The following is a 13168-nucleotide window of genomic DNA, read 5'->3' on the forward strand; positions in this document are numbered from 1 at the left end:
TAGTTTTCCCGGTCATAAACTGGACATTGGCGGCGCAAAAGCCCACGTATCGTTCTGCATTTCCGTTATGCTATTCGATAACGCCGTATGAGCCATGTCAGGGAGCCGAACGTGACCCGTATTCTCGGTGCCGCAATCGCCAGCGTGTTGATCGCCTTCTCTCCCGCGTCGGCGCAGACAACGGTCAGCCACGGCATCGCCATGCATGGCGACCTGAAATACCCGGCCGGTTTCAAGCATTTCGATTACGTCAATCCGGACGCGCCCAAGGGCGGTGAACTGCGAAGCTGGGCGTCAGGCGGCTTTGACACCTTCAATCCTTTCGTCATCAAGGGACGCCCGGCGGGCGGTATCGGGCTGCTGTTCGAATCGCTGATGGTATCCTCCGCCGACGAGCCGTTCAGCAAATACGGGTTGCTGGCGGAATCGGTTGAAATGCCGGAAGACCGGTCCTGGATTACGTTTACCCTTCGCGCCGATGCCAGATGGCATGACGGCAAGCCGGTTACGGTCGATGACGTGATCTGGAGTTTCGAGACGCTCAAGGAAAAGGGGCAGCCGCTTTACCGTTATTATTACGCGAATGTCGAAACGCCGGTGAAGACGGGCGAGCGGACGGTGAAGTTCACGTTTACCGGCGGCGTCAATCGCGAACTGCCTCTGATTGTCGGGGAGGCGCCGGTCCTGCCGAAACATTACTGGGACGGCCGGGATTTCGAGGCCACGACCCTGGAACCACCGCTTGGCAGCGGTCCGTACCGGATTCTGAGCTTCGAGCCGGACCGGGAAGTCGTGTATGAGCGCGTCAGGGATTACTGGGGCGCCGACCATCCGACGCAGAAGGGCCTGTGGAATTTCGACCGCGTCCGCTACGACTATTACCGTGATTCCACCGTCGCCATCGAGGCGCTGAAATCCGGCGCCTTCGATTACAGGCTCGAAAATTCGGCAAAGGACTGGGCGACGGCCTATGACGTTCCGGCGGTCCGGGACGGCAGGCTCGTCAAATCCACCTTCGAGCACAATCGCACCGCCGGGATGCAGGGCTTCGTGATGAACCAGCGCCGCGACATGTTCAAGAACCCGGATGTCCGGCAGGCGCTTTCCTATGCGTTCGATTTTGAATGGTCCAACAAGGCGCTGTTCTATGGCCAGTATGTCCGGACCAGAAGCTATTTCGACAATTCGGAACTGGCGGCGCGGGGCCTGCCGGAGGGCGAGGTTCTCACGATTCTGGAGCCGTATCGCGGACGAATTCCCGATGAGGTGTTCACTACCGTCTTCAACCCACCGGAAACTGACGGATCGGGGAATATCCGCCGGAACCTGCGCGTGGCGCTCAGGCTGCTGGGAGAGGCCGGCTGGACGGTCGCCCCGGATACCAAGAAGCTGACAAACGAGGCGACGGGCAGGCCGATGACCTTCGAAATCCTTCTGGTCAGCCCGTTGTTCGAACGGATTGCGCTGCCCTATGTCGCGAATCTCAAACGCCTGGGAATCGAAGCCAGAGTCCGGACCGTGGATTCCTCGCAGTACAAGGAGCGGCTCGACCGGTTCGATTTCGACATGATCGTTGGCAATTTCGGACAATCCGCATCGCCCGGAAACGAACAGCGCGAATTCTGGGGGTCGGCCGCGGCGGAGCGCGAAGGCAGCCGCAATTTAGCCGGTATCCGGGATCCGGTTGTCGACGAATTGATCGAAAAGGTGATTGCCGCGTCAGACCGCGATGAACTGGTCAACAGCGTCCGCGCGCTCGATTACGTGCTCCAGTGGCAGCATCTCGTCGTGCCGCAATGGCACATTCCGTATGACCGCTATGTCTACTGGGACCGGTTCGGACGCCCCGATACCATTCCCGACAGCGGCGTGCAGATATTCAGCTGGTGGATCGATCCGGCGAAGGATGCCGCCCTGCCGCAGTTGCAGCGATTCAGAAGCCCGTAACACCGGAACGGCGGAAGTACAAAACAGATGCTGCCCTATATCATCCGCCGACTGCTGCTGGTCATTCCGACGCTTTTTGTCATCATGGCGATCAATTTCGCGATCGTGCAATTTGCGCCCGGCGGCCCGGTGGAACAGATCCTGGCGGAACTGGAGGGGACGGCGGTCAGCGCCACCGCGCGCATCGGCGGCCCGGCCGGCACGGAGGTCGGCGGCGGCGGTCCGGCCGGGGGGGATGCGTCATCCGGCGGCGGCCGGTACCGTGGGGCACAGGGGCTGGATCCCGCGTTTATCGCGAGCATCGAAAAGCAGTTCGGTTTCGACAAGCCGCCCCTGGAGCGGTTCTTCCTGATGCTCGCCAATTACGCCACATTCGATTTCGGCAAGAGCTTCTTCCGCGACAGCACCGTCGTCGACCTGGTGATGAGCAAGATGCCGGTTTCGATTTCGCTCGGGTTATGGACCACCCTGCTGGTCTATCTGATCTCCATTCCGCTGGGAATCGCCAAGGCTGTCCGCGACGGGACCCGTTTCGACATTTGGACCAGTACCGTGGTGATTATCGGCAACGCGGTGCCGTCGTTCCTGTTCGCGATCCTGCTGATCGTTGTCTTCGCCGGCGGGCAGTACCTGGACTGGTTTCCCCTGCGCGGGCTGGTCTCCGACAACTGGGAGACCATGTCATGGCCGGCGCGGATCGCCGATTACTTCTGGCATCTGGCCCTGCCGCTGACCGCCCTGCTGATCGGGTCCTTCGCGACCCTGACCCTGTTGACCAAGAATTCCTTTCTGGAGGAAATCAACAAACAGTTCGTCGTCACCGCGCGGGCCAAGGGGCTGACGGAGCGCCGGGTGCTGTACGGGCACGTCTTCCGCAACGCCATGCTGATCGTTATCGCCGGCTTTCCGTCCGCCTTCATCGGCATCCTGTTTACCAGTACGCTGCTGATCGAGATCATCTTCTCGCTGGACGGGCTGGGACTGCTGGGGTTCGAGGCGGTGATCAACCGCGATTATCCGATCATGTTCGCAACCCTGTATTTTTTCACCCTGCTGGGCCTGCTGATGGGAATCGTCAGCGACGTGATGTACATGCTGATCGACCCGCGCATCGATTTCGAAAGCCGCCAGTCATGACGGACATGCCGATCCGTCGGGACCGGTTTCTCGGCATACCGATCCGCCCGCTGACCCGTCGCCGTATCGCGAATTTCGTCGCCAACCGGCGGGGCTTCTGGTCGCTGTGGATATTCCTTGCGTTGTTTTTTCTGTCGCTCTTTGCGGAGCTGATTGCGAACGACCGGCCGATCCTCATCCGTTTCGACGGCGGCTTCTACTTTCCGGTCATGGCGTCCTACGCCGAAACCGAGTTCGGCGGCGAGTTTCCGACCGAAGCCGATTACACGGATCCGTTCGTGGTCGAACTCATCGAGGAAAAAGGCTGGATCCTCTGGCCGCCGATCCGGTTTCGCTACGATACGAATATCACCGATCTGGAGGCGCCGGCGCCGTCGGCGCCATCCCTGCGAAACTGGCTCGGCACCGACGACCAGTCGCGCGACGTGGTGGCGCGGATCATTTACGGATTCCGGATATCGGTTCTGTTCGGGCTTCTTCTGACGATTCTCAGCTCCGCCATCGGGATCGCGGTCGGCGCCATCCAGGGGTTTTTCGGCGGGCTGATCGACCTTTTCGGGCAGCGGCTGATCGAAATCTGGGGCGGGTTGCCGACGCTTTATATCCTCATCATCATGGCCAGCATCGTGACGCCGAGTTTCTGGCTGCTGCTGGGGCTGCTGCTGCTGTTCAGCTGGACGGCGCTGGTCAGTCTCGTGCGGGCGGAGGTGCTGCGGGCGCGCAACTTTGAATATGTGAAGGCGGCGCGGGCGCTGGGTATTCCGAACCGCACGATCATGTTCCGCCATGTTTTGCCCAACGCGATGGTCGCGACCCTGACCTTCCTGCCGTTCATCACCTCGGGCGCGCTGATCACGCTGACGTCGCTCGACTTCCTCGGCTTCGGCCTGCCGGCGGGTTCGCCGTCGCTTGGCGAACTGCTGAAACAGGGCAAGGAAAACCTGCAGGCGCCCTGGCTGGGCATTACCGGGTTCGTCGTAATCAGCCTGATGCTGACGCTCATGGTATTCATCGGCGAGGCGGTGCGCGATGCATTCGACCCGCGCAAGGCGCAGCGATAGGATCGGGACATGGACGAACAGGACCTTCTTGTCGTTGACGATCTTTCGGTCTGTTTCGACACGCCCGGCGGCACGGTCGATGCGGTAAAACATGCTTCCTTTACGATCGGACGGGGCGAAACCCTGGCGCTGGTCGGCGAATCCGGCTCGGGAAAATCGGTCACGGCGCTGTCGATCCTGCAACTGCTGCCCTATCCCGTGGCGCGTCACCCGAACGGTTCGATCCGGTTCAAGGGCTCGGAACTCGTCGGCGCCGACGAAGCGGCGATGCGCGCGGTGCGCGGCAACCGGATATCGATGATATTTCAGGAACCGATGACATCGCTCAATCCGCTGCACACGATCGAAAAGCAGATCGCCGAAACCCTGACCCTGCACAAGGGAATGTCCGGGAGTCAGGCCCGCTCGCGCGTGCTGGAGCTTCTGAATCTTGTCGGCGTGCAGAATGCCGAACAGCGGCTTACCGCCTATCCGCACGAATTGTCCGGCGGCCAGCGCCAGCGGGTCGTGATTGCCATGGCGCTGGCGAACGAACCCGACCTGCTGATTGCCGACGAACCGACGACCGCGCTGGATGTCACCATCCAGGCGCAGATCCTGAAGCTGCTGAAGGACCTGCAGCAGGAACTCGGCATGGCGATGCTGTTCATAACCCATGACCTCGGCATCGTTCGCAAGATCGCGGACAAGGTCTGCGTGATGTGCAACGGCGAAATTGTCGAGGCCGGGCCGACGGCGGAAATCTTCGCCCGTCCGGCGCATGACTATACGCGGCATCTTCTGGCGGCGGAACCGAAGGGCAGCAAGTCCGAACCCTCGCCGGACGCGCCCGTCGTCATCACAGGGAGTGACATCAAGGTTTGGTTCCCGATCAAGAAAGGCGTCTTCCGGCGGACCGTAGACCATGTGAAGGCGGTGAACGGAATCACGGTAACCGTGCGCCAGGGCCAGACGGTCGGTGTGGTCGGCGAATCCGGTTCCGGCAAGACGACGCTGGGCATGGCGCTGCTGCGGCTCGAACGGTCTACCGGCAGCATCGAATTCGGTGGGCGCGATATACAGGGCCTTCCGGAGGACAAGCTGCGGCCGATGCGACGGGAAATGCAGGTCGTCTTCCAGGATCCCTACGGTTCGCTGTCGCCCCGCATGTCGATTGGCGAGATCGTGGCGGAAGGCCTGAAGGTACACAGCGATTCCCGCGATGCGGCCGGTCTCGACGCGCAGGTCGTCGAAGCGCTGCGCGAAGTAGGGCTCGAACCGGAGAGCCGGTTCCGGTATCCGCATGAATTTTCCGGCGGCCAGCGCCAGCGAATCGCCATTGCCCGCGCCATTGTACTGAAGCCGAAATTCATCGTGCTCGACGAGCCGACGTCGGCGCTGGACATGTCGGTGCAGGCACAGATCGTAGACCTGCTGGCCGACCTGCAACGCCGGCACGGGCTCGCTTACATGTTTATCAGTCACGATCTGAAGGTCGTCCGCGCGCTGGCGGACCATGTCATTGTCATGAAGGATGGCGTGGTCGTCGAACAGGGACCGGCCGACGTGATTTTCGACAATCCCTCCGAACCCTATACAAAGGCGCTGATGGCGGCGGCCTTCGACCTGGAATTCGACGAACAGGCGGTCGCCAGCGGCGTCGTGAACGTGTGAGTATGTGAAACCATGGCCCTGATCATCAAATCCGATTTTGCCCGCGACGATATCTGGCGCGACGCCTTTGGCGGGGTCGCGCCCGAACTCGATTGCCGGAGCTGGACCTCGCCGGGCGACGTGGCGGATATCGAATACGCCTTCGTCTGGAAACCGGAAAAAGGCGCCCTGCGCCAGTTCCCGAACCTGAAATGCATTTTCTCCATCGGCGCCGGGGTCGACCATCTGCTCGGCGATACCGGGTTGCCCGATGGCGTGCCGGTGGTGCGCATGGTCGAACCGGAACTGACGCGGGGCATGGCGGAATACGTGGCGCTGCATGTGCTGCGCTATCACCGCGAGGTCCCGACCCTGGAACAGGCGCAGCGCGACCGTGTGTGGAATGAGCTGATCGTTCCGACGGCGCCGGACCGCCGCGTCGGCATCATGGGGTTCGGTGTGCTCGGGCAGGCGTCGGCGCAGGCGCTGGGCGCCTTCGGGTTCGACATGGCCTGTTGGTCGCGCACACGAAAGGCGTTCCCCGGCGGGCAGTCCTTTCATGGCGCAGACGGGTTGAAGCCCTTTCTGGCGCGAACGGAAATTCTTGTCTGTCTGCTGCCGCTGACGCCGGAAACAGAGGGGATCCTGGACCGCGAACTGTTTGCCGCCCTGCCGCGCGGGGCCTGGCTGATCAATGCGGCGCGCGGCGGCCATCAGAACGAGGACGATATCCTGCAGGCGCTGGATTCGGGACACCTCGCCGGGGCAACGCTGGATGTGTTCCGCAATGAACCCCTGCCGGCGGACCATCCCTTCTGGTCGCATCCCCGGGTGACCGTCACCGCACATATCGCCAGCGTTACCCAGCCGCATTCGGCGGCGGCGGAAGTGGTTGCCAATATCCACCGTATTGAGCGGGGCGAACCGCCGCGCAACACGGTGGACATTCAGGCCGGGTACTGAGCAGGGGCGTGCGCCACACGCCCGTGGAGGAAACCCGTGAATCTGCATGCCATGCTCCTGGGCCGTGAGGCCGACGACAACCCGGTTCGGGTCGGCCTGATCGGCGCCGGAAAGTTCGGGTCGATGTATCTGTCGCAGGCGCGGCGGACGCCGGGGATTCACATCCTGGGAATCGCCGACCTGTCGCCCGCCCGGGCGCGCGCGGCGCTGGCGAATGTCGGATGGCCGGCAGCGCAATACGGCGCGGCATCCTATGACGAGGCGCGCCGGAATGGGGCGACATACATTTCCGACGATGCCGAGGCGCTGATCCGCGAAGCCGACGTGGTCATCGATTCGACCGGCCATCCCGCGGCCGGAATCCGGCACGCCCTGCAGGCCTGCGAACACGGCACCCATATCGTGATGGTCAATGTCGAAGCGGACGTGCTGGCCGGACCGCTGCTGGCGGAACGTGCGAAATCCGCCGGGATCGTCTACACCATGGCCTATGGCGATCAGCCGGCGCTGATCTGCGAACTGGTCGACTGGGCGCGCGCCTGCGGTTTTTCGGTCACCTGCGCGGGCAAAGGTACGAAATTCCTGCCGTCGTTTCACGGCTCCACGCCGGACACTGTGTGGGACTATTACGGACTGACGGCGGAACAGGCGGCGGCGGGCGGCATGAACCCGCAGATGTTCAACTCCTTCCTCGACGGTACGAAATCCGGCATTGAAATGGCCGCGGTTGCGAACGCGACCGGGCTGTCGCCGCCGCGCGACGGCCTTTCCTTCCCGCCCTGCGGGGTGCATGACCTGCCGCACATCCTGCGCCCGCGCGACGATGGCGGGTTACTGGATGGCAAGGGCATGGTCGAGGTCATCTCCAGCGAGGAGCGCGACGGGCGCCCCGTTGTCGGCGATCTGCGCTGGGGCGTCTATGTCACGTTCGAGGCGCCCAGCGATTATGTGGCCCGCTGCTTTTCGGAATACGGGCTGTTGACCGACAGCACGGGGCGGTACAGCACAATGTTCAAGCCATACCACCTGATCGGCCTCGAACTGGGCATATCCGTCGCCAGTGCGGCGCTGCGCGGCGAACCGACCGGTGTCTCCCGGGCCTGGCGGGGCGATGCGGTGGCGACCGCGAAGCGGGACCTGGCGGCGGGCGAAGTACTGGATGGCGAAGGCGGTTTCACGGTCTGGGGCAGACTGATGCAGGCCGAGGATTCCCTGGCGAGAGGCGCGTTGCCGATCGGGCTGGCGCATGGCGTCAAGCTGAAAAAAGCCATCGCACAGGGGCAGACGGTCTGCTGGCAGGACGTGGCATATGATGAGGACGATGCGACGGTTGTCTTTCGCCGTGAAATGGAAATGCAGAACCGTCGCAATGCCGCTTCGAAATAGCCGCACATGGAAGTCGTTATTAAGAACTGCTACAGGGTTGCCGCGATAGTCATTGCCGCCATGCTTTCCGTTGTTGAAGGAGTATCCTAGTGCCGGATGGGCCCCTGTTCGCATACCGCGAGTTGCGCCGCGATGGCGCCTTGAAGTCCGATACCATGCAGGAACTGGCCGTCGAGAAATTCCAGAGCCTGCATAACGGATTGAAGGGCTATGAACCTGCGTCCGGGCTAAAGGGATGGAAGGCGCGTCTCGGTCTGTCGCGGCGCATTGCCGACCCGCCGATGGGGCTCTACGTCTATGGCGGCGTCGGGCGCGGCAAGTCGATGCTGATGGACCTGTTCTTCGACAAGGCCCTGGTCGAGCGCAAGCGTCGGGTCCATTTCCATGAATTCATGATCGAGGTGCAGGAAGAACTGCACAACTGGCGCAAGCGGGATAAAAGCCGTCGCGAGGACGACCCGATCGTGCCGATCGCGGACAAGCTGGCGAAAGAGGCATGGCTGCTCTGTTTCGACGAATTCCACGTCGTCGATATCGCCGACGCGATGATTCTCGGCAGGCTGTTCGAAGCGCTTTTCGCGCGCGGGGTTGTCGTTGTCGCGACCTCCAACTTCGCGCCCGACGTCCTGTACAAGGACGGGCTGAATCGCGAACTGTTCCTGCCGTTCATTTCGCTGATCAAGCAGAAGCTGGATATCCTCCACCTCGACTCGCCGACCGATTACCGGCATGAACGGCTGATGGCGATGGATGTCTACATATCGCCGCTAGGGCCGGAATCGACGGCGGCGCTGGAAACCGATTTCGCTAAATTGACCGAAGGCGCGATCTGCCAGCCGGATGCGATCGAGGTAAAGGGCCGGGTACTGCATGTTTCCCGGGCCTGCAGGGGGGTCGCCTGGTTCACCTTTGGCGAACTGTGCGAAAAGCCCCTCGGCGCCGGTGACTATATTGCCATCGCGGAGCGGTATCACACGATTGTGCTGGACGGTGTTCCCAGGCTGGACGAGGCGCGCCGAAACGAGGCAAAACGCCTGATGCTGCTGATCGACGAACTGTATGAACACAAGGTCAACCTGGTCATGGCGGCGGAAACGCCGCCGCACCAGCTGTATACCGAAGGGCGCCACGCCTTCGAATTCGAACGCGCGGTCAGCCGGCTGATGGAAATGCAGTCGCCGGAATATCTCAAGCTGCGGCATATCGGTGGCAACGATGGATGACGACACTTTGGTCGATGCGGAATCACAGACGCTGTATCCCTCGAAATATCAGTGCATGGCGATGTCCGCCGCCAGCATCGTCTGTTCGCTCTTCCTGTTCGGGGCCTGGCTGAACGGGATCGAATATGCGTGGGTCGCCGGCGGCTTCCTTACCGCCTCGTCGATCTATTACGCCGTCCATCTGATGCACGGCAGTTTTTCGCTGACCCTGGACGAGGAGGGTTTCACCATTGTCGAGTTGTTCAGTGCGAGGCGTTACAAATGGACCGATGTCTCCGACATTGTGCTCCGCCGGGGTATGCTCGGTCCCGGCATCGAGTTTTACGACCTGACCGGCGGCGATATGCGGCGCGTGAAAATGACACAGACATACGGCTATCGGCCGCGACAGCTTCTGGAGCTGATGTCGCAGTGGCGGGCAAAAATCGGCGCGCCGTCCGCGACGCTGGAAAAAAACATCTGGCTTCGATAAGTGTTGTTAAGATTTCGACCGTATAAGATTGCGATAATTTTCAGCTTTTAACTATTGAAAGTGGCGGCTGACCTTGCTTATCGAACCGAACCGTCGTACCAAGCAAGTGGATTTATCATGCGACCGTAAGAATGAATGCTGGATGGAAGAACATTCGTCGCCTTGCAGTCGTACCGGTTCAGATTAGGGAGAATCTCATGGCACGGAACAAGATTGCACTGGTTGGGGCGGGCAATATCGGTGGTACGCTGGCGCTGCTTGCCGGGCTGAAGGAACTGGGCGACATCGTCCTGTTCGACATTATCGACGGTGTCCCGCAAGGCAAGGCGCTCGACCTCGTAGAGGGATCGCCTGTCGAAGGCTATGACGCAAAGGTCACCGGCGCGAACAGCTACACCGCGCTGCGGGGCGCGGATGTGGTCATCGTGACCGCGGGCGTCCCCCGCAAGCCGGGCATGAGCCGCGACGATCTGATCGGCATCAACACCAACGTCATGAAGGCGGTCGGCGCGGGCATCAAGAAGAACTGCCCGAAGGCTTTTGTAATCTGCATCACGAACCCGCTCGATGTCATGGTCCAGGTGCTGCGCGATGCCTGCGGGTTGCCGCATAACAAGGTTGTCGGCATGGCCGGCGTCCTGGACAGTGCACGGTTCCGGTATTTCCTCGCGGAAGAATTCGGCGTGTCCGTGGAAGATGTCAGCGCATTCGTGCTGGGCGGGCATGGCGACACGATGGTGCCGCTGGTGCGGTATTCCACGGTGGCCGGCATCCCGGTTCCCGATCTGGTCAAGATGGGATGGTCGACGACAAAGAAGATCAACGAGATCATCCAGCGCACCCGCGACGGCGGCGCCGAAATCGTCAACCTGCTGAAAACCGGCTCGGCGTTTTATGCGCCGGCCTCGTCCGCGATACAGATGGCGGATGCCTACCTGAAGGACAAGAAGCGCCTTCTCCCCTGTGCCGCCTATGTGAAGGGCGCTTATGGGCTGAACGGACTGTATGTCGGCGTTCCGGTGATTATCGGCGCGGGCGGCGTGGAACGGATTGTCGAAATTTCGCTGAATAAATCCGAAGCGGCGATGTTCAAGAATTCCGTTGATAACGTGAAGACGCTGAGCGCCATTGTCGCGAAAATGGAACGCGAAGGCGCCAAGAAAAAGCCGGCGTCGCGGGCGAAGAAACCAGCGACGCCGAAGCAGCCGGCAACTGCCAAGACATAACCTCAATACTGTCAGCAATGTTTTTGACAACATGGATGAGGTCTCATGAACATTCACGAGTACCAGGCCAAGAACCTTCTGCGTAAATTCGATGTCGCGGTGCCGAGAGGCGCGGCCGCACGTAGCGTCAGTGAGGCCGCGAGCGCCGCGCAGGAACTGGGCGGTCCGGTATGGGTGGTCAAGAGCCAGATTCATGCGGGCGGACGCGGGGCCGGCCGGTTCAAGGACGATCCCGATGGCAAGGGCGGCGTCCGCGTCGTCAAATCGGTTGAGGAGGTCAAGGCCAGCGCCAGCCAAATGCTCAGCCATATCCTCGTCACCAAACAGACCGGGCCGGCGGGCAAGGAAGTGAAGCGGATATATATCGAGGAAGGCTGCGATATTGCCCGCGAGCTGTATTTCAGCATGCTGCTCGACCGGGAAACGAGCCGGGTCACGATCATCGCGTCGCAGGAAGGCGGGATGGATATCGAGGAGGTGGCGGCAAAGACGCCGGAAAAAATCCTCAAGGTTGTCATCGATCCGGCAACCGGCATTTCCGGATTTCATGCCCGCAAGGTGGCGTTCGGTCTGGGGCTCGAAGGCAAGCAGGTCGGCGCCGGCGTCAAGCTGGTGCTCGCCGTGTACAATGCGTTTACCGAACTGGACGCCAGTCTGATCGAGATCAACCCGCTGGTCGTGACCGGCAACGGGAACGTCATCGCGCTCGATGCGAAGATGTCCTTCGACGATAATGCCCTGTTCCGGCATGGCGACATCGAGGACTTGCGGGATGAGACCGAGGAGGATCCCTCCGAACTCGAAGCGTCAAAGCACGAACTGAACTACATCAAGCTCGACGGCAGCATCGGCTGCATGGTCAATGGCGCCGGCCTCGCGATGGCGACCATGGATATCATCAAGCTGTATGGCTGCGAGCCGGCGAACTTCCTGGATGTCGGCGGCGGCGCCACGAAGGAACGGGTGACTACCGCGTTCAAGATCATTCTGTCCGACCCGAATGTCGCCGGCATCCTGGTCAATATTTTCGGCGGCATCATGCGCTGCGACGTGATCGCCGAAGGCGTCGTCGCGGCGGCAAAGGAGGTCAGGCTGTCCGTTCCGCTTGTTGTCAGGCTCGAGGGAACCAATGTCGCGTTGGGCAAGGAGATCATCGCCAGTTCGGGCCTCGATATCATTGCCGCAAACGATCTGGGCGATGCCGCGCAGAAAATTGTCAATGCCGTGAAGGAGGCCAGATAGATGGCCGTTCTCGTCAACAAGGACACGCGTGTTATCTGTCAGGGATTTACCGGTCTGCAGGGAACGTTTCATTCCGAACAGGCGATCGCCTATGGCACAAGGATGGTCGGCGGCGTCACGCCGGGCAAGGGCGGCAGCACGCATCTCGACCTGCCGGTGTTCGATACGGTGGCGGCCGCGGTGCGGGCGACGCGGGTCGATGCCACGGTGATCTATGTCCCGCCGCCCTTTGCCGGCGACGCGATCCTCGAGGCGCTCGACGCGGAAATTCCGCTGGTGATCTGCATTACCGAAGGCATTCCGGTTCTCGACATGGTCAGGGTGAAGCGGCTGTTGGCCGGTTCGAAGTCTCGCCTGATCGGACCGAACTGCCCCGGAGTCATCACGCCGGAAGAATGCAAGATCGGCATCATGCCGGGTCATATCCACAAGCGCGGCAGGATCGGCGTCGTTTCGCGTTCCGGGACGCTGACCTATGAAGCCGTTGCGCAGACAACGGCGACCGGCCTAGGCCAGACGACCTGTATCGGCATTGGCGGCGATCCCGTGAACGGCACGAATTTCATCGATTGCCTGGAGATGTTCCTGGCCGACCCGGAAACCGAGGGCATCATCATGATCGGTGAAATCGGCGGCACGGCCGAGGAGCAGGCGACGGAGTTCTACAGGCAGTCAAAGGTCAAGAAGCCGATCGTCGGTTTTATCGCGGGTGTAACGGCCCCGCCGGGCAAACGCATGGGCCATGCCGGCGCGATCATTTCCGGCGGTCAGGGCACGGCCGAATCGAAAATCGACGCCATGAAAAGCGCGGGCTTCACGGTTGCATCGAGCCCGGCCGGTATCGGTACGGCGATGGTTGAGGCGATGCGCGGCTGAGCG

Annotated in this window: 11 protein-coding genes; all 11 read left to right on the forward strand. The window is 61.4% G+C overall.

Annotated features, from left to right (window positions below; genetic code table 11):
* Positions 1 to 111 precede the first annotated feature (111 nt).
* The 11 genes from WD767_04715 (at position 112) to sucD (ending at position 13165) form a co-directional block, all read left to right on the forward strand.
* Complete coding sequence (locus WD767_04715; protein MEX2615377.1) at positions 112 to 1947, forward strand: extracellular solute-binding protein; 1836 nt, start codon at positions 112 to 114, stop codon at positions 1945 to 1947.
* A gap of 27 nt (positions 1948 to 1974) precedes the next feature.
* The gene (locus WD767_04720) at positions 1975 to 3084 is read left to right on the forward strand and encodes a microcin C ABC transporter permease YejB (protein ID MEX2615378.1); all 1110 of its coding nucleotides are present in this window, start codon (positions 1975 to 1977) and stop codon (positions 3082 to 3084) included.
* Positions 3081 to 4145 (forward strand): ABC transporter permease, encoded by a 1065-nt coding sequence (locus WD767_04725; protein MEX2615379.1) that lies wholly within the window; start codon positions 3081 to 3083, stop codon positions 4143 to 4145. The genes WD767_04720 and WD767_04725 overlap by 4 nt, the downstream gene beginning before the upstream one ends.
* Before the next feature lie 9 nt (positions 4146 to 4154).
* Entirely contained in the window at positions 4155 to 5798 is a 1644-nt protein-coding gene (locus WD767_04730) for an ABC transporter ATP-binding protein (GenBank protein MEX2615380.1), read from the forward strand.
* Positions 5799 to 5810: 12 nt separating this feature from the next.
* Positions 5811 to 6740 (forward strand): glyoxylate/hydroxypyruvate reductase A, encoded by a 930-nt coding sequence (locus WD767_04735; GenBank protein MEX2615381.1) that lies wholly within the window; start codon positions 5811 to 5813, stop codon positions 6738 to 6740.
* A 36-nt stretch (positions 6741 to 6776) separates the two neighbouring features.
* Positions 6777 to 8126, forward strand: coding sequence for a Gfo/Idh/MocA family oxidoreductase (locus tag WD767_04740; GenBank protein MEX2615382.1), 1350 nt, complete (start codon positions 6777 to 6779; stop codon positions 8124 to 8126).
* 89 nt (positions 8127 to 8215) lie between these two features.
* Positions 8216 to 9349: a cell division protein ZapE gene (gene zapE / locus WD767_04745; GenBank protein MEX2615383.1), complete on the forward strand. Its 1134-nt coding sequence runs from the start codon at positions 8216 to 8218 to the stop codon at positions 9347 to 9349.
* Positions 9342 to 9821 carry a hypothetical protein gene (locus tag WD767_04750; GenBank protein MEX2615384.1) on the forward strand — a complete coding sequence of 160 codons (480 nt, stop codon included), beginning with the start codon at positions 9342 to 9344 and terminating at the stop codon, positions 9819 to 9821. Before zapE ends, WD767_04750 begins: the two co-directional genes overlap by 8 nt.
* Positions 9822 to 10018: 197 nt before the next feature.
* On the forward strand, positions 10019 to 11047 hold the full coding sequence (gene mdh, locus WD767_04755; GenBank protein ID MEX2615385.1) for a malate dehydrogenase: 1029 nt from the start codon (positions 10019 to 10021) through the stop codon (positions 11045 to 11047).
* 45 nt (positions 11048 to 11092) lie between these two features.
* Positions 11093 to 12289, forward strand: a complete 1197-nt coding sequence (gene sucC / locus WD767_04760; protein MEX2615386.1) for an ADP-forming succinate--CoA ligase subunit beta — start codon at positions 11093 to 11095, stop codon at positions 12287 to 12289.
* Entirely contained in the window at positions 12290 to 13165 is an 876-nt protein-coding gene (gene sucD / locus WD767_04765; GenBank protein MEX2615387.1) for a succinate--CoA ligase subunit alpha, read from the forward strand. It begins immediately after the preceding gene.
* Positions 13166 to 13168: the final 3 nt, after the last annotated feature.

Source organism: Alphaproteobacteria bacterium, assembly GCA_040905865.1.
Classification (GTDB): Bacteria; Pseudomonadota; Alphaproteobacteria; order UBA8366.